The sequence below is a fragment of the Helicobacter sp. 10-6591 genome (assembly GCF_003288805.1).
Classification (GTDB): domain Bacteria; phylum Campylobacterota; class Campylobacteria; order Campylobacterales; family Helicobacteraceae; genus Helicobacter_F.
The window spans coordinates 20,676-45,445 of the sequence record NZ_NHYK01000014.1; the positions used below are offsets into that span (position 1 = coordinate 20,676).

At 35.3% G+C, this 24,770-nt stretch carries 24 protein-coding genes, 1 tRNA gene and 2 pseudogenes; 16 read left to right on the forward strand and 11 right to left on the reverse strand.

Annotated elements, in window-relative coordinates; all coding sequences use genetic code 11:
- Positions 1–2 precede the first annotated feature (2 nt).
- Positions 3–1,952 (forward strand): 6-hydroxymethylpterin diphosphokinase MptE-like protein, encoded by a 1,950-nt coding sequence (locus tag CCY97_RS05620; protein WP_112064510.1) that lies wholly within the window; start codon positions 3–5, stop codon positions 1,950–1,952.
- On the opposite strand, the gene CCY97_RS05625 is transcribed toward CCY97_RS05620, so the two are convergent.
- The 10 genes from CCY97_RS05625 to CCY97_RS05670 form a co-directional block, all read right to left on the reverse strand.
- Positions 1,930–2,175: a hypothetical protein gene (locus tag CCY97_RS05625; protein ID WP_112064511.1), complete on the reverse strand. Its 246-nt coding sequence runs from the start codon at positions 2,173–2,175 to the stop codon at positions 1,930–1,932. The genes CCY97_RS05620 and CCY97_RS05625 overlap by 23 nt on opposite strands.
- Positions 2,175–2,555, reverse strand: a complete 381-nt coding sequence (gene fliS, locus CCY97_RS05630; protein ID WP_112064512.1) for a flagellar export chaperone FliS — start codon at positions 2,553–2,555, stop codon at positions 2,175–2,177. The genes CCY97_RS05625 and fliS overlap by 1 nt, the downstream gene beginning before the upstream one ends.
- Before the next feature lie 9 nt (positions 2,556–2,564).
- A complete protein-coding gene (fliD, locus tag CCY97_RS05635) occupies positions 2,565–4,619 on the reverse strand; it encodes a flagellar filament capping protein FliD (RefSeq protein WP_112064513.1) in 2,055 nt (684 codons plus the stop codon).
- 16 nt (positions 4,620–4,635) lie between these two features.
- Entirely contained in the window at positions 4,636–5,007 is a 372-nt protein-coding gene (locus tag CCY97_RS05640; RefSeq protein WP_346435144.1) for a FlaG family protein, read from the reverse strand.
- Between the two features lie 75 nt (positions 5,008–5,082).
- Entirely contained in the window at positions 5,083–6,321 is a 1,239-nt protein-coding gene (locus CCY97_RS05645; protein ID WP_112064514.1) for a M23 family metallopeptidase, read from the reverse strand.
- On the reverse strand, positions 6,321–7,130 hold the full coding sequence (locus CCY97_RS05650; RefSeq protein ID WP_112064515.1) for an FtsX-like permease family protein: 810 nt from the start codon (positions 7,128–7,130) through the stop codon (positions 6,321–6,323). The genes CCY97_RS05645 and CCY97_RS05650 overlap by 1 nt, the downstream gene beginning before the upstream one ends.
- Positions 7,117–7,788: an ABC transporter ATP-binding protein gene (locus CCY97_RS05655; protein ID WP_112064516.1), complete on the reverse strand. Its 672-nt coding sequence runs from the start codon at positions 7,786–7,788 to the stop codon at positions 7,117–7,119. The genes CCY97_RS05650 and CCY97_RS05655 overlap by 14 nt, the downstream gene beginning before the upstream one ends.
- Positions 7,785–9,041 (reverse strand): tRNA (guanosine(46)-N7)-methyltransferase TrmB, encoded by a 1,257-nt coding sequence (gene trmB, locus CCY97_RS05660; RefSeq protein WP_112064517.1) that lies wholly within the window; start codon positions 9,039–9,041, stop codon positions 7,785–7,787. Before trmB ends, CCY97_RS05655 begins: the two co-directional genes overlap by 4 nt.
- A 1-nt stretch (position 9,042) precedes the next feature.
- Positions 9,043–10,353 carry a fibronectin type III domain-containing protein gene (locus CCY97_RS05665; RefSeq protein WP_112064518.1) on the reverse strand — a complete coding sequence of 437 codons (1,311 nt, stop codon included), beginning with the start codon at positions 10,351–10,353 and terminating at the stop codon, positions 9,043–9,045.
- Positions 10,307–11,413 (reverse strand): RluA family pseudouridine synthase, encoded by a 1,107-nt coding sequence (locus CCY97_RS05670; protein ID WP_258457042.1) that lies wholly within the window; start codon positions 11,411–11,413, stop codon positions 10,307–10,309. Before CCY97_RS05670 ends, CCY97_RS05665 begins: the two co-directional genes overlap by 47 nt.
- Before the next feature lie 56 nt (positions 11,414–11,469).
- On the opposite strand from CCY97_RS05670, the gene CCY97_RS05675 reads away from it, so the two are divergent.
- From CCY97_RS05675 to CCY97_RS05685, 3 genes are all read left to right on the forward strand, one after another.
- A complete protein-coding gene (locus CCY97_RS05675; RefSeq protein ID WP_112064519.1) occupies positions 11,470–12,606 on the forward strand; it encodes an FtsW/RodA/SpoVE family cell cycle protein in 1,137 nt (378 codons plus the stop codon).
- A gap of 19 nt (positions 12,607–12,625) precedes the next feature.
- Positions 12,626–12,702 (forward strand) — tRNA-Ile (locus CCY97_RS05680).
- 140 nt (positions 12,703–12,842) lie between these two features.
- Positions 12,843–14,306, forward strand: coding sequence for a DUF6056 family protein (locus CCY97_RS05685; RefSeq protein WP_258457049.1), 1,464 nt, complete (start codon positions 12,843–12,845; stop codon positions 14,304–14,306).
- A gap of 147 nt (positions 14,307–14,453) precedes the next feature.
- Here the strand turns inward: CCY97_RS05685 and CCY97_RS05690 are convergent, their stop codons facing one another.
- On the reverse strand, positions 14,454–15,014 hold the full coding sequence (locus tag CCY97_RS05690; RefSeq protein WP_112064521.1) for a YceI family protein: 561 nt from the start codon (positions 15,012–15,014) through the stop codon (positions 14,454–14,456).
- A 213-nt stretch (positions 15,015–15,227) separates the two neighbouring features.
- Between CCY97_RS05690 and CCY97_RS05695 the strand changes: the two genes are divergently transcribed.
- The 12 genes and pseudogenes from CCY97_RS05695 to CCY97_RS05745 form a co-directional block, all read left to right on the forward strand.
- Positions 15,228–16,667 carry a saccharopine dehydrogenase family protein gene (locus CCY97_RS05695; RefSeq protein WP_112064522.1) on the forward strand — a complete coding sequence of 480 codons (1,440 nt, stop codon included), beginning with the start codon at positions 15,228–15,230 and terminating at the stop codon, positions 16,665–16,667.
- A gap of 118 nt (positions 16,668–16,785) precedes the next feature.
- Entirely contained in the window at positions 16,786–17,451 is a 666-nt protein-coding gene (locus tag CCY97_RS08515; RefSeq protein ID WP_258457044.1) for a hypothetical protein, read from the forward strand.
- 18 nt (positions 17,452–17,469) lie between these two features.
- Positions 17,470–19,269: pseudogene (locus CCY97_RS05700) on the forward strand (site-specific DNA-methyltransferase).
- A 2-nt stretch (positions 19,270–19,271) separates the two neighbouring features.
- A complete protein-coding gene (locus tag CCY97_RS05705) occupies positions 19,272–20,666 on the forward strand; it encodes an AAA family ATPase (RefSeq protein WP_112064523.1) in 1,395 nt (464 codons plus the stop codon).
- A gap of 8 nt (positions 20,667–20,674) precedes the next feature.
- A complete protein-coding gene (locus CCY97_RS05710) occupies positions 20,675–21,259 on the forward strand; it encodes a hypothetical protein (RefSeq protein ID WP_112064524.1) in 585 nt (194 codons plus the stop codon).
- 2 nt (positions 21,260–21,261) lie between these two features.
- On the forward strand, positions 21,262–21,483 hold the full coding sequence (locus CCY97_RS05715) for a hypothetical protein (RefSeq protein WP_258457045.1): 222 nt from the start codon (positions 21,262–21,264) through the stop codon (positions 21,481–21,483).
- A 91-nt stretch (positions 21,484–21,574) separates the two neighbouring features.
- Positions 21,575–21,823 (forward strand): hypothetical protein, encoded by a 249-nt coding sequence (locus tag CCY97_RS05720; protein WP_181562841.1) that lies wholly within the window; start codon positions 21,575–21,577, stop codon positions 21,821–21,823.
- Positions 21,753–22,298: a hypothetical protein gene (locus tag CCY97_RS05725; protein ID WP_112064525.1), complete on the forward strand. Its 546-nt coding sequence runs from the start codon at positions 21,753–21,755 to the stop codon at positions 22,296–22,298. Before CCY97_RS05720 ends, CCY97_RS05725 begins: the two co-directional genes overlap by 71 nt.
- Before the next feature lie 31 nt (positions 22,299–22,329).
- Entirely contained in the window at positions 22,330–23,400 is a 1,071-nt protein-coding gene (gene tcmP / locus CCY97_RS05730; protein ID WP_112064526.1) for a three-Cys-motif partner protein TcmP, read from the forward strand.
- Complete coding sequence (locus CCY97_RS05735; RefSeq protein WP_112064527.1) at positions 23,397–24,179, forward strand: phage Gp37/Gp68 family protein; 783 nt, start codon at positions 23,397–23,399, stop codon at positions 24,177–24,179. The genes tcmP and CCY97_RS05735 overlap by 4 nt, the downstream gene beginning before the upstream one ends.
- A gap of 44 nt (positions 24,180–24,223) precedes the next feature.
- Positions 24,224–24,559 (forward strand): alpha/beta hydrolase, encoded by a 336-nt coding sequence (locus CCY97_RS05740; protein ID WP_258457050.1) that lies wholly within the window; start codon positions 24,224–24,226, stop codon positions 24,557–24,559.
- Positions 24,547–24,770: pseudogene (locus tag CCY97_RS05745) on the forward strand (saccharopine dehydrogenase family protein); the annotation flags it as partial. The gene CCY97_RS05740 and the pseudogene CCY97_RS05745, both read left to right, overlap by 13 nt.

Here is a 24,770-nt window from a genome sequence, read left to right on the forward strand (position 1 = left end):
CAATGAATCTGACACAGATTCTCACAAGCAATAATCTTAGCAAGCTCCCAGACTATATGAACAAGAGCTTTGCTCAAAATATGGAATACCTAAAAACACTCAACCCAAAACTCTTTGCCAAACTCACCAAGCCTGCAACAACACACAATCTCTTTTTTGATGGCAAAGAGCTAAATATCATGAATCTAGAGAGCAAAACCTTTGCCTTTGACAAACACACTGGCATGATTGCAACCCATTTGAATCTAGCTATCTCTCCACTTAAGAACAAAAGCTACCAACTCTACACAAACAACCTCATCTTACAAAAGCTTGACGAAAATAAAATCCCCCTGACTGCCAAAGCTTGCAATAAACTCATTGATCTCATGCTAGATTCGCCATCACAAAGCGCATACCACTTGCCATCAAATTTCTTACCAAGCTTTACGATCTTTGGCGCACTGGGTGGAATCTTTTTGCAAATCCTTTTAGAAAGAAATGTGTATTTCCACTCGCTTTTGCTGTTTGAGGAATACATTGATATGTTTCGAGTTATGCTCTATTTTTTGGATTTAGCTCGATTATTTGAGCAGGTCAATAGCAAGTCATGCTTTCTTTTTATTGAAAATCTCATCAATAAGGAATTTGTCAATACCTATTTCAAATCACACAAAATCACAAACAATTTTTTGCGCCTTGAGCTTTATCTCTATGAAAGTGAAAAAATCAACAATGCTAGAGAAATCGTGCATGAAGCTTATAAGATCAATTCTCGCGGTTGGGGTAGCTTTGATGATGAGATGGTTGGAGTGCGCAATAGTGTAGAAAATTTCAGAAAATCCTATGCAATTTTAAATCTCCCAAAGCGCATCAATGTACCAATTTGCGTCGTAGGCAATGGAGCAAGTTTAGAAGAGCTACTGCCATTTATCAAGCAAAACTTATCAAAGATGATAGTTTTTTCTTGTGGAACGGCACTCAAACCACTTCTGCACTATGGAATCAAGCCAGACTTTCAGATAGAAATCGAGCGCATTCCCTATCTCAAAGAAATTTTAGAACTTGCGCCAATAGGTGATACAACTCTTTTATGCGGCTCAATCGTGCAGCCTAATGCAATAGCACTTGGCAAAAAGGCGTATATGTTTATGCGGGGTGGCAGTGCGAGTGCGTATATGTTTAGAGCAAAAAGCATCATAGAGTTTAGTGCGCCTTTTGTAGGCAATGCAGGCTTTGCGCTAGCCTGTCTTTTGGCTCACGAGGTATTGATATGCGGGCTAGACTGCGGGTATATAGAAGGCAGGAGCAAGCACGCTAGTAATTCCTTCTATGGCAAGGAGAGTAAAGAGATTCCAAAAAACGCCTTCGAAGTGCTACCAAATGCAAGACACAAGGTATTTTCAGACGCATTGTTTTCTCTAAGCGCACAGAATATGCAACATTGCATTCAGGCATACTCTCCCATGCTGGTGCTGAATCTAGGCATTGGAGCATTTATCAAAGGTGCAAGACCTTGCAGGGTAGATGACTTTGATTTAAGAGATGTGGATAAACAAAGTGCGATTGAAGAGCTTTGTACGTATTTCCAAAGTGATTATTCTCAAGTATTCCAAGAAAATGAGTTTGAAAGTCTCTATCTACAAGAAGTGCTTGCATTTAGAGATGAAATTCTTCGTGTTCTAAAAAGTGAGATCAAAAGCAAAAAAGAGCTATTTGCGCTCGTAGATTTAGCGCACACAACCAGTCTCAAAAAAAGTGCAAGCAAGCCATTTGTTGGAATCTTATTTGAAGGCAGTATCGCTCATTTGCTGCATACATTGATGGTTTGCGCCTTACATCTTAGTAGTGATGAGATTAGTGATTTTTACCGCAGGGCTTATTTTGTCATCGAGGAAGGCCTAAATGCCATGTGTGTCAGCTATCGATTATTTGTGATGAAAGAAAGGGCTAGTTTTGCAAAAATGCCTTAGCAGCTTTGATTTGCTCTAGCTTCTGTTTGCTTTCTTCCTTGCACTTTTCTAGAAGTTCTATTACTTGAGAGAGCAATTCTTTGGCTTGGAGTTGGGATTCTAAAGAATCTTGAGACAAACCTTCAGGCAAGTTTTGCGAGAGTTCAAAAGCTGTAGTCTCATCATGAGATAAAAGAGCGACTTTGAGTTTATCAAGCCATTTTTGTGTGTCAGTATTCTGCATTAAGACAGAAGTTCGTGGCTATTGACTTCGCGCCAAGCTTCAAGCAGACCCTGCGCGACATTTAAAACAATATCTATCTTGCTCACATCATTGGTAACATTTGCTTGGGTGAGCAATTTGATTTGGTAAGTATATAGCCCTGCGAGATAGTCAGCGACATCCCCGCCTTTTTCATAATCAAGAGTATTGAGCAGCTCTGTAAAAATATCTGTCACACGATTGATGTAATAGATCTTTTTTTCTATATCTCCTGATTCTATATTGCGCTTAGCTTGAGTACAAAAGCGCAATATACCCTCATAAAGCATCTCAACAAGCTTAACAGGAGACTCGACCATAACGGCATTTTGCTGGTAAAGATCGTAGGCATTACTTCTCATTCTTTTCCCTTATTTTTTATTATTTGCAATAGACTGATCTATCATCATCTGCACACTATTAAAGGCATTATTTGCTCTTGCAATTTGCCCATCAAAAGAAGCAAAACGCTGCGCCATAAGGTCATAGCGTGTATCAAGCATAGCAATTGCCCGACTTCTGTCTTCTCTAAGTTTTTTGTCCTCTCGAGTAAGACTTTCTTCAAGCAGTTTCAATCTTGAGCTACTACCATCGACCAATTTTGCTAATTCTTTATCTAGCATTTTAAAAACACCATCAATTTCTATTTCTTTGAAATTTCTGGTAGTGATTTTCCCTTGAAAAAATTCCTGTGCGCCTTCTGGATCTTTACCCAAGGCCATTCTAAGTGTTGATGTATCAAGAGACATTATGCCTTTCTCATCAATTGTTACACCATATTTAACAAGGGATTGTTTCTCGATTCCCAAACCCATTGTGTAGGAAAAAATCTTATTAAGAGTTGGGCGAATCATACGCACATCGCCATCACCATTAAACACCCCAGCGATTCGCGAATCTTCATCAAATCTGGTCAGCTCATCGACTTTCATACTCAATTGGTTATAGGATTCTACAAACTTGCTTAAAGTCTCAACGATTTCCTCATCATCACGAGTGATATTAATCATTGCTGGTTTATCAGGCTCTGTGGTAGAAAGTAGCTCAACCTTTACACCACTTACAATATCATCAATTGTATTGCTTGGGCGCTGCATCTTGATGCCGTTGTAGCTAAATTTCGCATCTTGAGCAGTCTGGATATTTCTGACTTTAAAAATATCTTGTTGGGTTTTCATATAATCTGTGGTTGTCCCGCTGTTTAATCCCCAGTCTTCAAGTGCTTTTTTGCTGACTTCATCATTGTTTGCGACTATAGACACTTCACCTGTATCAGAGTTTATGACCAACTTTCCATCTTCTGTAGCCCTTGAGTGAAGGCCTGCGATATTCTCAATAGCTTCAGCTATAACCTTTGCATTTTGGTATGAGGAATTTCCTTTTTTGGTCAGCTTAGACAAATCAAGCGGGATCGTCCCGACATTAATAGTTCCTTCAAGCATTCCGGGCTTTATTATCTTAGTAACCACAAGATCTTTTTGCTCTATGTTGTCTTTGCTTGTTTGGGATTTGAATCCAAGGTTTTTGATTTGTTTTCCATTGACTTGGATTTCATAGCCCCTTTTGTCATTGACAATAAGCGTATCACCGCCCTCACCAATTCCGATATTTATATCACCATTCTCAAGCAATCCTTCAAAATCAGAATCAGATTCAATAGCACTAAGAATAGCTTCTTTTAATGCCAGAGTATTATCACTATTTGTGGAATCTGTGGGGGTTGAAAGAGAAATTTGGAGTGTTTTGTTTGTGCCATTTTTATCAGCTAGCACTATATTGAAGTCGCCTTCTTTTAAATCCAATGCACCAGATTTTATCTTTTCACCATTGAGCACAGAGCCAAAATAGATTCTATTGAGCTCGCCTGTTTCTTTAGAATTCATCATAAGTTGGTAGGGATTTCTTCCACCCGTTTTCATCACTGTACCAATCACATCACCATTGGTCTTGTCTGTTATCAATTGGGCTATTTCATCAAGTGCCATTCCGGCTTCTATCTGAATCTCATAAAATTTGCCCTTTGTGAAAAAATTCAAAGTAAGGTCTTTTTGGCTGAATACAGAATCTTTTTCTGCAAACTTTGGCCCAACCTCGTTTATATCATTTTTTGCAATCGATTCTATATCAAGTCGTATATCCTGTATAGGCACACCATCGCTTACCGTAGCTCTTATAGCATCACCTACGACATTAGTTGACCGCCCCATATAAGTAGAGTAATCACCTAACTTGTTTGCATAACCTTTAATTTCTCTCACAGCGCTTGTAAGAGCAACCAATTCTGTTTGCTTCTCAAGATTCTTTTCTATTTTTTGTTCTATGGGTTTTACTTGAGCACTCTCATCAGCTTTTTTTAATTTATCAATCGTGTCGTAATTTAATACATTGCTACCAATACCCAGTGAGCTAAGTCTTCCTAATGCCACCCTTGCCTCGCTTTATTTATCCTTTCTTGTCAAAGATCACACCTACAACCTCACGCATACGCTTCATCAATTCTATAGCCTCTTTGCTGGGAATCTCACGGATAATTTTTTCTCCGCCATATTCTTTGACTGTAACGGTCAATCCTGCTAGTGCTTCGTTGTATGAAAAACTAATGCTTGTACCTATGCGCCTCATTTCCTCATTAAGCTTTTGACTTAACTCTATGAGTTCTGCTTCAAGCTGCTTTCTGTTTTCTTTATTGGCCTGTGATTCCACTATATCTTGCACGCTTGGTTGCACTTTTGTCTGTTTGCCATCAGGCATCGCCTTAACCATATCTACTAAGCGAGTTTGTGCTGTTTTTAAATCATTTATCATAATACCCATTTATATCCTCCTGGTTAAATCTTTATAAAGCAATGGAAAGACAAATCGGCAAATAAAAATCTTTTTCAATGAAAATCAATTCGTTTTAATAAGTTGGAGTGGATCAATATGCTTGTCTTTTTGGGTCACTTCAAAGCTCAGTTTTTCATTGACCTTTCCTATCACATAGCCTTTTTTAATATGTACACCTGCTCTTATTGTGGAAGCGATTTTATCCAAATAAGCATACACGGTATACAGAGAATCTGCATGTTCTATAATCACAACTTTCTTGATGACAGGATTTTCCTTAGCAAAAACTATCTTCCCATCAAGCACGCTCTTTACATCTGCATTCTTTGCGTTTGGCACTAAAATCACATTTTCATAAAAAAACTTCATTTTATACACAGGATCGAATGTCGGTCCAAACTTCTGCTCGATTCTAAAAGAATTGGATTCAAGAGGTGGAATCGTCTTAGCACCCTTGTAATTTATCGTGGAGATATTTCTGTATGCGCTTGAAGCAATTCGTATATTGCTATCTGCAAGGATTGTGCGTTTTGGTTTGTTTTCTCTCATAAGTTTTTCGTCTTTGCGGGCTTTTTCTTCAATGCTTTTTTCATTTTGCGCTTTGATGATTTTGAGATTTGCGAGAATGGAATCCAGATTTTTTCTCTCAGTGTTTATATCTTGTAATTTTTGGTTATAGATTTTTAGTTCATCCTGCATCGATAAGAGAATCCTCTCTTGCTTGGCTTTGATTTCCTCTAGTTGGTGTTTCTTTTTTAACTGTTCGTCAAGAGAGCTTTGGATTGTTGCAATTTTTTTGCCTACTTGCACGATATCACTATGAAGTTGCTGATTTTGTATATTGATGAGCTTTATACGTTTTTTAGTGATTGCAAGAAGTGCTGTATATACCTCACTTGAGAGCATGTCCTCTGGAGTTTCAATCTCGTTATTTAGCATATAAAATGCCAAACCTTGCAAAAAGAGTGTAATAACTTCATTCTCCAAATCTTTTTGTTTTTCTAAAAGTTCTTTTTGGCGAATCTGATTTTGTTGTAAGGACTTCTCTTGTGCGAGGTATTTGTCTTTGTTTTGGTTGATATTTTTTTGCAGATTCTCAATTTGGGAATCTAGTTTGATAACTTCCTGATTCTTTAAGCTTATATTTCTCCCAATCTCATCAAGCTTTTGGCTTACTTGGGTTCTCTCTTTTGTGTTTGCAACAAGTTTTTTGGTATTCAGGCTTATATCAGTATCAATCTTGCTATTTGCTAGAGTATTACCCCCAAAACCAATCACACAACAAAACAAAAACCATCGCATCACAAGTCTTTTTGTTTAATGATCACAAAAAACACCGAAACAAGTGAAATAATTATCGATAAAAAAAGCAATACCAGCGAATCACCCCAGACTTTAATAATATTGAGATTGACTTCAAGGGTCTGTGCGATACTGCTTGCCAACTGGCTGTCTTTAAAATACACAAGTACCACTGTTCCTATAATGGTAGCAATCAGAGAATCAATAATTGCAAGCTTGAAAAGTATGCTATTCCTCATCCAAGATGGCGCACCCAAAAAGCTCATAATCTGCATGCGCTCGATATGCTCAAACTTCCACACTTCAATTTGCTTCACCATCAAAAGACAACTTAAAACTGCGCTTAAGACAGAAAATATCACCACAGAACCTTTGATGATAAGCAAAAGCTTATAGACCTGTGAATGCGCCTTTGCAAAAGATTCTACTTTTGTCACTCCATTTATTTTGAGCAAAGCCGCATTGATCTTATCCAAACGCTTCTGGTTAGGAAAATCTAAAAGCTTCAAGCTATAAAAATATGGCAGCTCTTTTTGTAAAGAATCCAAAGCACTCTTGCTTATATCTTTTTTGAGGTCATTTGTCAGTCTGTCTGTAGGTATTACTCTTAGCTCGCTTGCTTCTGGGATAAAGCTTTGCACCTTTGGCAAGCTAAGCTCCTCTTTAGAAGCAATAACTATGGAATAGTTTTCTGTAAGTTTTTGTTCGTGTATAGAAATCGCACGATTGACAAGCAAAATACTCTCCAGTCCAAAAAGCAATGCGAGCAAAGGAATGATTAAAGCCAAATGTCTTTTAAGAGAATTCATATACTACCCCTTCTTCGATATGTAAGCGTCTGTAATTAATACTTAATCGCTCTGGCAAGCGATGCGTCACCACAACAACTGTGATTCCTAACTGCTCATTTACGCCCTTTAATAACCCCCAGATAAGTTCGCTTGAATAGTCATCAAGATTCCCTGTTGGCTCATCGGCTAAAATGATTGCAGGATTATGTGCTAGAGCCCTTGCCATTGCTACTCTTTGTTGCTCACCACCACTGAGTTCTAAGGGGAATTTACTTGCTTTATGCGAGAGTTTGATATGGACTAAAAGCCGCTCAACTTGTGATTTACAAATCTCTTTTTTATAGCCATTGATTACCATTGGAAGCATGACATTTTTTTCTATATTCCATTCTTTGACAAGCTTGTAATCCTGAAAAACAATGCCTATATTTTGACGTAGGTAATGAATCTTTGCTTTTGAGGCTCTAAGCATATTCACCCCATAGACTTCTAATCCCCCACTTCTAATGGGCAAATACCCATAAAGCGAGCTTAAGATAGTACTTTTACCACTTCCACTTGCACCTGTAATAAACACAAATTCTCTTGCATTAATGCTAAAACTTGCGTCTTTAATGATATTTTCATCATTTTTGTAACCCAGATTAAGATTTTTTGCTTCTATGATTGTGCTCAAAATATATCCTTACCTTTAAGATACCTACAAAGAAGTTCATGCATACGCAAAGTAGATTGGATGACAAGCATTTCACCAATATAACGCAAGCTGTGTCTATAAGCGAGGATAAAAGTATTTTGTGCTTGATAAAAATCCCCAAAACATAGCGACAACAAAAAGCAATCCCTATCTTCATATATTCCGTTTATATGCAAAAAGTAATCCTTTTTGATGATTTTTGGCAAATTTTGTGGATTTTTTGTGAGATTTTTTAATCTTTGCCAAGCAATTTGTAAATCTTTATCACAAAAGTAAAATTCTAATTTCTGAGTTTTGAAGTCCAGCTCAACGCACGTATCCTTGCTGGTATTAGCAAACAAATACATATCATAAATATCTTTGTGCTGCTTGAGCCAACGCGCTTCGTATTTGCTAACAGTATGAATACCCATATTTTTACGCACCATACATTCAGTCTGCTTGAGATTCCAAGTAAGCTTTAAAACATCATCAAAATATTCTCTATCATCAGTACGTAAATGCAAAAAACTGCTTTTTGGAATCTGTAGTGACGAAATCTTGTATGTGGTCTTTTGGAGCTTGCATAAAGCTTGGGACAAAAAGTCTTGTTGAAAAATACGGCGATGTGGTTTTTTATTCCAAGGGATTGGAAAATGTATATAAATGGCCTTAAGAGAATGATTTGGGATAATCTCTATGATTGTCCTAGCATCAAATTTACATACAAAGAGGTTTTTCAAATTAAGCAGTTTGATATGGCGCAAGGCTTGACTAATGGCTGGGTTATACACTTCAATTCCTAAGAATTGCTCTTGTGGGTTGGATTTGGCTAGTTCTAATAAATGCCTGGCACTGCCAAACCCGATTTCAAGACTGAGGTTTCCTTTTGGCGTTTGTAGAAATTCTTGTAGCTGCAATGGACTTAGCAAAAACCCACTTACTAGATTCTCACTAGAAGAAGCTTTAGCAGAGAGATTATGGGACACAACACAATCTGTCTCCTGCATAAGAATCCTAAGTGCATCTTTTGCTATAGCCATAGGAGAAGGCATGCTGCTTTTCAAACACTTGTATAAAACCTTATTTTTTCTGGAATCTTCCACAATAAAAAACTCTTGCTTTTTATAACGCACAAGAATAAGGCCTGTGTTGTTAAAGGACTTTTTCGCTCTTAAGACAAATTCAAAATCTCCATTTATAAGAGGGATACTCTCTGATTTGATTGGGGTTTGGGAATAAAAATGTGGCACATCAATCTCTTTTGAGCGTTACTGCAGCACTCTGTAAAGATTCTATACCAAATTCATCTATGCTAGCTACGCTGTATACATAGCTCACACCTCTTTTGGTTTCTTTGTCGATGAAAATTTGTGATTTTATGTTGTTGTAGCGGTTAGAGCGATTGGTTTGTAATTCCTTGCGATATATAGCGTATTTCTTAGTGCGTCCATCGCTAGGAATACTCCACTCTATAATCAGCTGATTACCTTGTACTCTGTGCGCTGTGATCTTAGGAGACTCTGGACGGGAAAGAGTAGAACCAATAAGTGGATTTTTGAGCATTTGGCCATCTATACCAAAAGAATCAACTGCCACAATCTGATAACGCAAAGTTTTTCCATGCTCTGTGAGCGTGTGAGTAAAGCTTGTATCTGTGGTAGTAGCAAGCAACTTGTAGCGCCCATCATTTTCTGAATCAACAGATATTTTGTAATGTTTTGCCTTAGGATTTTGCTCCCAATTTAGCTCAATTTTTAAGGGCAATCCATTTGAAGCAGACGCATTTTCTATACTGTCTAAAATCTCGATTGTCCTTGCATTTATTTCAGCTGAAGGCTCGCTGATATTGCCCAAAAAATCTTTTGCAAATACACGATAAGTGTAGTTTGTCGCATCCTCAAGACCAACATCAAAAAACTCAATATGCAATCTGTCTTTAAGCTCACCGATAACAACAAACTTACCATCTTTATTCTGACGCTCGATAATATAAGAGCGCACACTCGGGTTAGAGTGTGGTGTAATGACGAGCTTTAGTGTCCTTGGTTTCGTGTTTGAAACAAACACTTCCTCAACCGCATCAATAAAAGAAGTTTGCACTCTAAAGGCTTTACTTTTTTTGCTAATAGTCTTTTTCTCGCCAAGTGTGGCAAACATATAATAATAAGTACTTTTGGGTTTGAGATTAGAATCATAAAAATGTGTAATCAAGGGATTTGTAAGCTTTGCAATTTGTGTGAATGCATTCAGTGGTAAAGAGTTTTTGCTTACTGTTGCTTTTTTAAGAGAATCTTCATCTGCACGATAGATTACATAGCCTTGAATATCTGCTGTTTGTAAAACATTATTTTCATCAACCTTTGGCATATCCCACTCAAAAGCTACCGAACTTACATCGCTAAGAATCTTCACATCCGATAATCTTGGAAGATTCTCGTTCTCGATAAATTTTTCCCCAAACTTTTCATTAAATTTGTGTAAAAATCCAGCACAGCCACTACAAACAAAAAAACCACTACAAATAAAAACGCTCCAAAATGTATTCAGTATCCAATACCTCATGCAAACTATCCTTGTCAAAAAACTCCTCCAAGAAATCTAGCATATCGGCAAAAAGCGGTGCTTTAAAAATACTAGGTGCTAAATCATTTTGTAAGAAAGTGGCTTGTTGCAAATATTTTGGGTGATACAGATACATGATATATGCGTGCAATAAGATTCTGCCACCATAGCCGTGATTACACATGCTACCATAGAGAGTGTCACCTAGTATATGGCGATTGATGCTCTCTAGATGTACTCTAATTTGGTGTGTCCTGCCTGTAAAAAGCTTGACTGCAATCAGCTCTAATTTTGCATCTTTAGAATCCAAGAGCTTTACAAATGCGCTTTTGGAATAACGCCATGGAATCTGTCTAGGATGTTTTTCTAGGCTTTGTGTTGCTTGCGCTTGGTTGGTTTGTAAAAAATGGGATTGGCAATCAGCAAGTTTTGTCATCTTAAGACGATTCTTAGGACTGCGCCCCATATAGCACTCTATGAGGGTATCGCTTTTTAGTGGCGGTGTGATAACTGCAAGATAATATCTGCCCATTTGGCGAGTTTTGAGCTGGTCGCTGAGAATCGTATGAGCATGTTGGCTTCTAGCAACTGCGAGTATTCCACTTGTGAATTTGTCTAACCTATGAACGATTCCATAGCGCATATTTGCACTGAGTGAATCTAGTGGTTGCTGGGTGCATTTGAGCCAATCAAGTAGAGTTGCTTCTTTGACACTTGGTGCATTGTGGATTACAAGATTTGGTGGTTTATTGAGTAGCAGAATCTCATCATCTTGGTGAAGGATCTTTATCTCGCCTAATTCTCTCTTGCTGGCTTGTAATTCCTCTAAACTCAGAGAATCCATACATTTCTCTGTTATTTCGCCTGATTTCTCCTTAATCTCTATACAATCACCCATGCCAACATTCACACTCGCTTTAGAACATATTTTTTCATTGAGCAATAATGCTTGGCTTTTGATAAGCTCTACTGCCTTTGATCGAGATACCCCCAAAGATTGACTTACAAACACATCCAAACGCATTTTAGGGTGGTCTTCTGTTATAATGATTTTCTTCAATGTATCACAAATTCCTAGAGTCGTGGTTTAGTTAAGGTGGTTGAGGTCTTGGCGCAATGAAAATTCTAGCACACTTCGATTTTATTGTTGTTTTGCTTATAGTGCCGCTTGTTTTGATTTCACTTTTCTTGGTCAATGAGCTTGATAGCGCTCTTTTTATCAAACAACTTAAATATATCTTTCTTAGCCTTTGTGTGGCAGTAGCATTGTTTTTTATTCCTTATCGTCGATTGAACTATTCGATTATTTTTCTTTATATTGGGTTGCTTTTGTTGGTATTAGCAGTCAAGTTTATAGGAGTGGAGAAAAATAATGCCAAGCGATGGATTGAGATTCCTTTCACAAGTTTCTCTATCCAGCCTAGCGAGATAATGAAAATAGCGCTTATGCTATTTTTGGCTTCATATATCAGTAAAAAACCACCACCTGAATGTGGCTATGGCTGGAAGGATTTTGGCATTATCTCTTCTTTCATTATATTGCCGTTTTTTTTTATTCTTTTGGAGCCGGATTTAGGCACTGCTCTTCTTATTTTGCTTGCCGGCTTTGGCGTGCTCTTTTTGGTAGGCGTGAATAAAAAGATTTGGATAACGCTAAGTATCATCGGACTTTTATTAGCACCTACAACATACTCTATTGTCTTTAGCAGTGGTCTGCTCAAAAAGTATCACGAAAGACGAATAAATGACTTTATCAGTGGCAATTACCCTTATCAAGTCCAACAAGCACTTATTGCTATTGGTTCAGGTGGCGCATATGGTAAAAACAAAGATATGGCAACCCAATCTCAACTCAATTTTTTACCTTATGCAAGCACAGATTTTATATTTGCATATTTTGTGGAGCGTTTTGGATTATTTGGAGCATTGGGGCTTCTGGGGCTTTATTTCTTGCTAATACTCTACCTCTTGAGTATTTGTATAAGCTCAACGCAAGACTTATTTTTACGTGTAGTCAGTGGGTATATCGCAATGCTATTTTTCCTCTATGCTGGCGTGAATATTTGTATGGTATTAGGATTTGCCCCTGTTGTAGGTGTGCCATTAGTGCTTGTAAGCTATGGTGGAACAAGTTTTATTACTTTCATAGCACTTCTTACCATTCTAGAATCCATTCTTGCCTTTAGGTTTGTTTTCGAGTATAATGCCCACCCCACGACTAAATGGAAGCTTTTTAGGTGGCCATTTAGATAGGGTGTGAAATGTATGACAAGGGCCTTTAGCTCAGTTGGTTAGAGCGCTCGGCTCATAACCGATCGGTCGCAGGTTCGAGTCCTGCAAGGCCCACCATATTTCATGCCCTCATATTTTTTAATCAATTATTTCTCTAAATGATTCCCAACTTAAACCATTACAAAATAAAGAAAGAAAGGTTTTTATGCATTCCAAGATAGTATCTAATACCCCCCCCCCTCACTGTAAACACTCAGATTTTTGCTGTTGGTGTTTTTCTTAGTCTGTATCTCTTCTTATTTCTTCTTAATTCTTTATTTCCGACACAAAGTGATGATTTAACCGCTGATTTTGGTGGTCTTACAGGCGGTATCTCCTCTTATATGAATTGGAATGGACGCATAGGTGAGATAGCTCGTGTGTGGTTTGGAGGCTATCTTGCACATATGCAGATTTTTAATTTTATAAATGCTGGAATTGGCGTAGGTGTAATATATATGTTTTTTGTATTGATGTTTGGGCGATTACCCAAAGCAGGATTAAGCGACAGTATTATCATATTTTGCATACTTTTATTACTTATGATTTATAGTGCTTTTGGTTCAATTTTTTACTGGGCAGCAGGGAGCTTTAACTACTTGTGGGCATATTTTGTCATATTCCTTTATCTTATTCCCTACAGAATCTTTTGGCACAACACCCTGCAAAACCAACCAATCTCAAACAAATCTATAGAATCCATAAAAGCTTTAAGTATGTTCTTTTTAGGTGTAATAGCGGGTTGGAGCAGCGAATTAAATATTATTACTCTATTTGTATTCTTAGCCAGTATTCTTGTAGCCTGGCGTAAAAATATCAAACTCCCACTCTGGTATTTTACTGGAGGATTTGGTTTTTTTGCTGGTTGGCTTATCTTATATTTTAGTCCTGGCACTGCCAAACGTGCTGAATTGGTTAAATCTTTTGGTTTGTATTTCTCACTGAGAGATCTTTGGAGTATGAGTTTAGAAGAAAAAATAGCACGTATAGAATATATTTTTTTCATATTTCCACGCAGAAATATAATGTATCTTGGCGTGACTCTTATGCTTGCAAGTGCTATATATACTTCCCAGAAATTTACACACTTAAAAGCTTTGGTTGTTTGGATTCTAAGTAGCGTATTCATTGTAATGTGTTGTATATTTATACATAAGTTTTTTATGCTTATTTTTGGTGTTATTTACTGTGCCTTGCTTTGGTGGGATTGCAAAAGATCAGAATTTAAGACTGAAGCAAAACTATTCCAAGCCTTGATATATGCATTTATGATATACATAGTCTATATTCTAGCTACTATCCAAGTAGAAGTTCCACATCGAGCGCAGTTGCAATACACGCTTATAAATATTGTCATTACCACAGCATTTCTGGTGTATTTCCAGACAAAATTTGTATTACTATATAAATTCATCGGATCTGGTATTGTATTAGCTACACTCATTTATGGATTTCATGTGGCATATGAGTGTTTTATTATGAATAACAAGTGGCAGCAAATGCTAGGTTTTATAGAAGGACAAAAAGCCTTGGGTAACCAAGATATAGTCTTGGATTATAAATACTTCAAGTCTGGCTATAGAAACTACGGAGATTGGGGGAATCCAGGAGATGATCCAAATAAATGGCCCAATAATGAATACGCAAGATATTTTGGATTACGTACCTTGAAAGTACAATAAATACAAAGTGTAATCCACTCACACACGCAAAAAACATCCTAAAACTGATCTAAATATTCTCATGGGTGGTATTTGTGATGGTGCTATAAACCGAAGTAAAGAATCGAACTTAGAGATTAAGATCTCTAAAGTTCGAGCAAGAGAGTGTTAGTGAGCGATATGTGCTTCAAAACCTATTTTTACTTGTGACCAAGTGAGGTTTTCGTGCAAGTCAGCGACTGCTTTTTGGAGATTCTCTCTTGCAGCATCAAGCTTGAATTCACTCAAGTCAAGTGTTCCCCAAGCCTTGAATGTATGACCCTCAATAGTATATTTCATTGGAACTTTTTGGGTTTTACCATTCATCTTAACGACTGCTAGGATAGTCCCGACATTCTCACCTTCTACGACATTTTTTAGTGTGACTTTTATTTCTTTTTTGTCCTTATCAAACTTGCTAAAGAAATACTCGCGTATATTACTTGTTTTAAGCTCATCGTCACCTATCGTTGCACTCATAGGATCAATCGTTGCCGTAGCATTTTCTAAAGCTTGAGTTAATGTGTTTTTGTTTTTGCCAAACTTAAACTTGACATCCGAGAAACTTCCATTCACTTCAACTTTTTTTGGAGTTTTATATCCACCCCAAAACACTTTCACACTCTCAGTATTTATACTAGTTGCAGAAAGAAAACTTACACCTAGAACCATTGCTAGAAAAAATTTCATGCCAAACCCTTTATGTTATAGATTCATACGCGAGGTATGTGCCAGCATTATAAAAATTAAAATTAAACACCGTGTGATAGTAACCCGAAGATACTTAAAAACAGGAGGTTATTTTGCAAAATTGAAGTCAAAGAGGAGAGGGAGCTTAACAATATTGTCAAGTGAGTTTTTATACAATCGTGGTATTTTATGTGTTTTTTTAGGGAGTTTATTATGGCTTGTGTTTTGCAGATTGGAGCAGGTGGAGTTGGTGGAGTGGTTGCGCATAAAATGGCACAAAACAGAGAAGTTTTTTCACGCATTATCTTGGCGTCTCGCACACTAGATAAATGCAAAGTGATAGCAGATTCTATCAAGCAAAAAGGCTTGCGTGAGATTGAGATAGATTGTGTCGATGCTGATAGTGTCGAATCTATGGTGGCTTTGATAGAAAAATACAAGCCAAAGCTTGTGGTAAATGTCGCTTTGCCCTATCAAGATTTGAGCATTATGGAAGCGTGTCTTAGGGCAAAAACGCATTATTTAGATACCGCAAACTATGAGCACCCAGATTCTGCGCATTTTGAGTATAAAGAACAATGGGCATATGATACACGCTACAAGCAAGCAGGGATTTTTGGGCTTTTGGGAAGTGGATTTGATCCGGGCGTTACGAATGTCTTTTGTGCGTATGCGCAAAAACATTATTTTGATGAGATTCACAGCATAGATATACTTGATTGCAATGCAGGGGATCACGGCTATGCGTTTGCGACAAACTTTAATCCTGAAATTAATTTGCGCGAAGTTAGCTCTAAAGCGAGGTTTTGGGTAAAAGATGAGAATCTTGCACAAAACACAGACCTAAAGAAAGACACCATTTATCGCAAGTTTGAGCGAGAAGAAAAGCATTTTAGCCTAGAGGCAAATACACAAGATTTAAAAAATGAAGACTACTTTGGCGGACAATGGCAAGATATAGCACCGCTTGATTTGATGAAAGAATGGGAATATCCAGAAGTGGGCGTAAAAAATAGCTATCTACTTTATCACGAAGAGCTTGAATCGCTTGTGCGAAATATCAAAGGGCTAAAGCGGATTCGGTTTTTTATGACATTTGGAGAATCTTATCTTACACATATGAAATGCCTAGAAAATGTAGGGCTTTTGCGTGTCGATGAAATAGAGCATAATGGGCAAAAAATCGTACCAATACAAGTGCTAAAGACACTACTGCCAGATCCAGCAAGTCTAGCTCCTAGAACCAAAGGGCAAACGCACATCGGTTGCTACATCAAAGGCATAAAAGATGGCAAAGATAGGACAATCTATATCTATAATATTTGCGATCACGAGGCGTGTTATAAAGAAGTCAATGCCCAAGGGGTTAGCTATACCACAGGTGTGCCAGCGATGATTGGAGCAAAACTAATCATCGAGGGTAAATGGGGCATAGGAGCGGCAAAAATACCAAATAGTGTAGATAATAGTGATATGCCACAAGGTGGGGAATATCAAGGGATAGATTCCAATAATGGTAGTGGTGTGTGGAATATGGAACAAAATGACCCCGATCCCTTTATGGCAGAACTAAACAAACAAGGACTTCCCTATGTCGTGTGTGAGATAGATTCTAAAGGCGAGAGAAAAATACTAGAGGATGGGAGAAAGTAAATACACCCATTCTTTAAATTTAGTCAAGATTTTTTATAATAGAATCCAACTTTAAGGACAACATTTTAAAAGGAAAGCCATAGATTACAAACAAGCCTTTTTTTCACAATTAGAATCTATGTATCTTGGAGTGCAAATAGAGGATACTCAAAACCTATTTAATACAGACAAGATACAAAAAAGTGGCTTTATCAATCTACTCAAAATAAAATCACAATACTTCAAAACTATCAAAGAAAAACTAGAAAAAGAGGAAGCAAAATGTCCTATTTACAATAAACTTTATAATTTTTTTGGAAGCTATCTCAATGAAACAGGCACGCCCTTTTTCTATGCTACGCCCTTGCACAAAAACATTTACGCTAGAGTGTATACTAATTCTAAAGATACAAGCCTTTTTTATAAAACACAAAATCTCTATTATGTCAAATCTGATGTCATCTATCATAATGCCGAGATTAAGAGCGAAGATTCTAACTATACCTTTATCTTTGATACAAGTTACTTTACCCCAAATAGTGATAATGCTAAAAATAAGGCTATTTTTAAGTTTAAAATAGATGAAGAGATTAGAATCTATGTGCTAAACAACAAAGAAGAGCTACAAGATCTCCCCAATGTCTTTAAACAAAATAGTAGTGATTTAAGCGATGAATTTATCAAAGCCCTAAAAGACAAGCAAATACGGCTACAAGAAGAAGAAATAAAAAAGATTCTATACGCTTACAAAAAGCAAAATGAAGTCGACTTTTTTATCCACAAAAACGCAAGAGCCTTTTTGTAAGAGCAGTTTAATCTATGGATGTTTAAATATGTGGTAGATGATATTACAGATTGGAGTAAAGAAAAGATTGATGAGTTAAATCAACTCAAAAAAATAGCCTTTAGAATCATTGACTTGATAGCGGATTTTGAAGATGAGCTAAAAGCAATTTGGTGTAAGCCAAAGTTTGCTAAAAATGTGCATTATGTCTTTAGTCTTGATACTATCTCTAATCACGCTAGAGATTTAGAGCAAATACTAGAATCTATCTTTCAAGACACAGGCTTTAAACAGCAAATCAAAGAATGGCAAGAGCTAAAACTCATAGATGAGCATTTTGAAATCAAAAATATCAATGATGAGCAATATAAATTTTTGCCTCTTGATACGAAATATTTGAGCGAAGAGAATTATTATAAGCTTTTGTGTGCATTTGATAATTTAGATGAGATTTTACATGGAGAGCTAATCAAAAGTGATAATTTTCAAGCCCTTAATTCTCTCATGCCAAAATATCAAGACAAGATTGATTTAATCTATATTGATCCGCCTTATAATACAGGGGGCGATGGCTTTGTCTATACCGATAAATTTAACCATAGCTCATGGCTTACGATGATGAATAATCGCCTAGATCTAGCAAAAGAATTTCTAAAAAATAGCGGAAGTATTTTTATAAGCATTGATGATAATGAACAAGCAAGGCTTAAGATTCTATGTGATGAGGTGTTTGGGGAAGAGAATTTTATAGCTAATTTAATTTGGCAAAAGAAAAAGGCGGTTCACAAGACTCAGAAAATTTTGCCAAAGAACACGAATATATCTTATGCTATACAAAAAATAGTTGGCAAATTAGAGATATTGAAGTAGAACACTTAGAAAGTGATTTTACAAAAATAATAAATGATAAAAAAGCAAAAATTTTAAAACTTGAAAAATGGGATGCAGGTGCTTTAAAAGAAGACGCTCCAAGCTTACATTACCCTATTAAAGCTCCAAATGGTAATGATTTTTATCCTATCGCTCCAAATGGCAAAGATGGAAGGTGGCGTAAAAAACCTGAAAACTTAGATAGGGAACATAGTTTTTTGGCAAAAAGATTCTAAAGGGAGATTAACGCCTTATGAAGTGATTTATTTTGATGAAATTCTAGATAAGACAAAAATAATAAAAACACGCACAATTTTTACAGAATTTGGCACTACAACGGATGCGACAAAAGAGATTCAAGCTTTATTTCAAAACAAAACTTTTGACACTCCAAAACCCGAAAAACTTTTAAAAAGAATTTGTAATATAGGTAGCAATCAAGATTCTCTTGTTTTAGATTTTTTTGCAGGTAGTGGCACTACAATCGCCACTGCTCATAAATTAGGGCGTAAATGGCTTGGCGTAGAAATGGGAGAGCATGTTTATCAAGTGGTAATTCCGCGAATGAAAAAGGTTATCGGTGGTTTTGCAAGTGGGATTAGTAAAGAAGTGGAGTTTAAAGGTGGTGGTGCTTTTAGATACTATGAGCTTGAAAGCTATGAAGAATCCCTAGAGCAATGTGAATATGTGCTAGATAAAGATTCTTTGATTGATTATAGAAAATCACGCAAACTTATCAAAGGACTTAAAAAAGGAGAGAAAATCTGCCTTGATATGAGCGAAATGAATAAAAACTTTGATATTTTTACTACAATGTCAAATCTCTTAGGGCTTAAAATCAAAAGTATTTTTCTTGATGAAAATGGCATACAATCTTGCAAATTTGAAAATGATGATATTGTGAATCTAGAAACTATCGACTTAATCAAATACCCAAAACTAAGAAATCTAATCTGGTGGGAGAAATAAAAATGAAAATTCAACTAAAAAATATAGGAATGCTTGATGAAGCGGAATTTGAAGTAGGCGATATTACTTTAATTTGCGGTGAAAATAATACTGGAAAAACTTATGCTACTTATAGTTTATATGGCTATTTGGATTTTATGAGAAAGATTAGAGATTATAATATTTTTACAAGAAGAAGAAGTTTGTTAGATAGTAAAAGCGGATATGTTGAAAAACAAATACAAGAGAAGAAAATCACTTTTGAAGAAATACAAAAAAGGATATATAAACATTTGGAGGAAAAAGGGCGAGCATATTCTGAATATATTTTATTAGAGGTTATGGCAGGAAAAAATGAGAATTTTGTAAATGCATCTTTTAATGTCGATATTACAATATCTTTGGAAGATATCAAGCATGCCGTAGAAAAATATTTAGAAAATAATGAAATTCACACGAGATATAAAACTAAATTCAAACATACTATTTATAGTGATGGTTTGGCAATAGAAATGATTAAGCTAGAAAATGCTAGAGAATTTAATGGTTATATTAAGTCTTTTTTAGATTCATTGTTAAATATTATTATGAGTAGAAATTTTATTCTTAGTGTTGAAAGAACTGGTGCGTCAATTTTTCAAGAAGAACTGGATTTTATGAAAATTGCTAGACTTGAAGCCGCTAGAAAAATATTGAGAGATGAAAAAAATATAGGATTATTCGAAATTACAGAAACACTTGATGCAAAAAAACAACTTTATCCACAACCAGTTAGGGATAATATTAATTTTATTAGAAAAATTAAAGAAATTGCAAAAAAGCAAAGTTTATTTAAAAAAGAGAAAGAACAATATAAAACAATTTTGGATTGTTTAGCAAAGATTTTGGGTGGCAAATATAAGACTACAGATGTTGGTATTTTATTTCAGCCAAAAGGTACAAGAACGGCTTATAATGTAGAAATAGCATCTAGCTCTGTTCGTTCTTTGCTTATGTTAAATTATTATATTCTACATCAAGCACAAAAGGGTGATATTTTGATGATAGATGAGCCAGAACTTAACTTGCATCCTAAAAATCAGATTCGATTGGCAAGACTTTTTGCACTACTAGCAAATGCAGGGATTAAAATTTTTATCACCACTCATAGCGATTATATTGTGAGAGAATTAAGTAATTGTATCATGCTTAGTAATCTAACAGACCAAGCAATACAAAAGCTTAAAAATAGAGGTTACTTAAAAGAGTATAAATTAAATAGTGATAAGATTAAAGCATATGTAGCAAAAAACATTAAAGGAAAAAATACTTTAGAAAATGTGAAGATAACAAAAGCACAAGGTATTTTTATGGAGACTTTTGATGAAGCTATTGAAAGTCAAAATGAGAATCAGGGTTTGATTTTTAAAGAAATATAGGAAACAGGATGGTAAATAAGGAGTTAAAAGATTTTAAAAATTGTCTGCATAGTAGCCTAAAAGCTATTCAAAAAGGGGCATATTTTGTTGTTAAAGAACAAGAAGAAAAAAGTAAAATACAGGAAATCAAATTCAACTTTGATCAAAAAGATGATGTTTTGATTATTCAGCAAGATGTTAAGAATTGTCCGTCAATTACAAACTTATTTGGCAATAATGGGGACAAGATAGAATCTTGTGATTTTATTGTGCTCTTAATAAAAAATAAAGAGTTAAAAATATTCTTTTGTGAAATAAAATCTAAAAACACTGAAGCAACTAGAAAAAAGGCTGAACAACAAATAAAAAGCTCTAAAATATTTTTTGAATATCTTTATAAGAGTTATTTGCATAAATACAATAAATACAATAAAAATGATGATTTCAGTATGGCTATAGAAAACGCAAAAAGCCTTATTCTTTATCCAACTTCTATGTCTCAAAAATATTCTGTGGCTTCAATGAGTTATGGTTTAATTTCGTGCAAGATGGAATTAGATGACAATAGAGTGTGTTATATCGCAGATGGATATAAGTTTTTTGAAAGCAAATAATAATGCAAAATAACATCATCCTCTACACCACGCAAGATAAAAAGATTAAAGTCAAGCTTTATGAGTTTAGTGATAGTGTGTATTTAAACCAAGAAAGCTTGGCAAAACTTTTTCTAAAGAAGCCTTGCTTTGACACCTCAAAATCTAGTATAAGTGAGCATATAACAAATATCTTAAAAGATGGGGATTACAAGAAGATTCAGTTGTTCGAATTTTCCGAATAACTGCAAGTGATAACAAACAATACAATATAAATTTTATCCTAGAAGATGAAAAGAATCTAGAAGAAACCTATAAAGCCCTAAAGGAAAGGTAATGGCAAAGGCAAAGCAAACAGCAGACATCAAACAACATTTGCTCTTAAGTGAAATATGCAATGACAAGAGAATGCAACATAAAGGGATATATGAACGCTATGATTTACAAAACTTTAGCGCAGATATGAGTTTGCAAGATTATCAAATCGCGAGTGTGCAAAATGCAATGATTGCACTTGATTGTTATATGTGTTACAAAGATTCTGAATATAGACAAAATAGAGGGGCAAAGCTTTATAGATTCTAAAAGCAAAGCAGCTTATGATTTTTGCAAAAATGAGCTAGGAAGCAAAAAGCCAGTCATTAGTGATATAACGATTGAAAGAGTAAAAAGAGCAGGTGAGAAAATTGCAAATGCAAACCCAGATTTTACTATCTGCTTTAGTGTGCTAAGCCTAAGCGACAAGAGCGAACTCATTACAGACAAACAAGGCACTTTAGGATTACTTAGTAACGCAGAGTTAAGCCCATTTGATAAAGCACTAAATTTGAGCCTACAAAGTGGGAAAACACTAGATAAACCCCTAAAGCCAATTTTTGAAAACAAACTTTATCAATGTGAGGATTGCTTGTATCTCGTAGCTTGTGATAAAGAAGTGCTAGAATTTTTATGCAAGACACAAAATGAATATATTTTCATCGATGGCTTTGAGGATTTAAGCTTAGAATATTTTTTGAATCTTGATTCTAGCCTAAGTGATAGGCTTAGAGTGGTGTATTAATCCATAGATTTGTAGGCGACTAGGAGTGAAAATGGCAAAAGATATGCATAAAGAAGAGTGGGACAATGCAACATTGACAAAACTAGAAGTATTTGAACAATATATTGATGATTGGCTTAGTGTTACACTTAATTATAGAAAAGATGATAAGGCATTTCAGACACTAGAAATTTATGATTTGTTTTGTGGTAGTGGATATGATGGCACAAAAACGCATAAGGGTTCTCCACTTAGGATTCTAGATGCAGTATTGAAACGGAATCGTAATGGTAAGAAAATAAAAATTTATTTTAATGATAATGATAAGAATAAGGTTGAGCAACTAAGATCTACTATTGCAAAAGAATACCCTAATTTGAAAGATAAAAATATAGAAGTAAAATATATTTCATCTGATACTCAAAGTTTTAAATTGTATTCCAACAATTATTACAAGCTTATATTTTTAGATCAATACGGCATTCAACATATTAATAAAGTTAAAGAATTTTTATGCAAAGGAAGAGATATCTTAATTTTTATTTCTTCTGGGCATTGTAGAAGATTTTTAGAAGAAGAATCATTTAAAAAATATTTAGATGCTGAGTATATATCAAAAGAAGATTTTGAGGGGAAAACTAGCTATCAAACCCATAGAGTAATAGCTGGATATTTTAAAAAAATTTTTCCTAATAATTTTATTACTCCTTTTTCTCTTATTAAAGATAATCGTAATATCAATGGCTTGATTTTTCTCTCTACTCATATAGAAGGACAAAGGAAATTTTTAGAAACTGCTTGGAAAATAGATAAAGATTTTGGAGAAGGAAATATAAATATAGACAAAGACATTTCTAGGGAAAAAGGAACCTTGTTTTACGATGAGAGTGCTCCTACACAAAAAGAGAAAGAATACCAAAATTTACTATTGGAGTTTTTAAAAGAAAAAAGAAGCAATATTGAAATCAAAAATTTTGGTTTAGATAATGGATTTTTAACTAAACATACAAGTGTTATTCTTAAAGAAAATAAAAATAAATTAAAGTGTGAATATTGTGGTGCAAATTCCGGTTTTCATTTGGATAAAAAAGAAATAAAAGTTTATATTGAGCTTAAAAAATGAAACCAACAAAAATTGAATGGACACAAGCTACTTGGAATCCTACTATTGGCTGCAATAAAGTAAGTAGCGGATGCAAAAACTGCTATGCTGAAGTCATGGCAAAGCGACTGCAAGCTATGGGCAATAAAGATTATCAAGATGGCTTTAAGTTTAAAATGCTTCCAAACAGACTTCATGAACCATTGAAAAATAAAAAACCCACACTATATTTTGTAAATTCTATGAGTGATTTATTTCATGAAAAAATGGATTATGCTTTTTTGGATTCTATCTTGCAGGTTATCAAAAAAACTCCCTATCACCAATATCAAATCCTTACGAAACGCCCCAAAAGGATGAGAGAATATTTTTTACAAAATAAGATTCCAACTAATGTCTGGTTAGGCACGACAATAGAATCTCACAGAGTAAAAGATAGAATCGAACTAATCCGCGATTTAAAGGCCAATGTAAAATGGCTTTCTTGTGAGCCTTTAATAAGTGATTTGGGAGAACTTGATTTAAGTGGTATTGATTGGGTGATTGTTGGTGGGGAGAGTGGTTTTAATGCAAGGGCTATGCAAGAATCTTGGGTTTTAAATATCAAAAAACAATGTGAGAAACAAAAAATAGCATTTTTCTTTAAGCAATGGGGGACTTGGGGAGGCGATGGTATAAAACGAAATAAAAAAGAAAATGGTGCTTTACTTAATGATAAACTTTATAGAGAATATCCTAACTTAAAAAATCAATGTAATTATTCTCTTGATCAAAAATTAAAAAACAAAAGGACTTCATAATATTGCGAGTTATATCAAAGCAATTTAGTATTTTATTAGTTTTTTTGATTGCATTATCTATCAATGTCTTTGCTAAAGATGTTTATATTATCCACGGCTATAAAAGCACTAGCAATTATGGGTGGTTTAATGCTGTCGCACAAAAACTAAGCAAAGAGGGATATAAAGTCAATATCTTCAATCTGCCCAATGCAGATAAACCCGTGCTAAAAGAGTGGCTTGGTGCTATGCAAAAAGAGATTCAAAAGATTGATAGGGATACTTATTTTATTACGCATTCACTAGGTGGCATAGCAACTTTGCATTTTTTAAGTGAAACATTTGAATCACAAGATAAAGGCTTTCAAGTCGGTGGCGTGATGTCACCCCTCTTGCTTTAATGAAAGAATGGGATTATCCAGAAGTGGGCGTAAAAAATAGCTATCTACTTTATCACGAAGAGCTTGAATCGCTTGTGCGCAATATCAAGGGGCTAAAGAGAATCCGCTTTTTTATGACATTTGGAGAATCTTATCTTACACATATGAAATGCCTAGAAAATGTAGGGCTTTTGCGTGTCGATGAAATAGAGCATAATGGGCAAAAAATCGT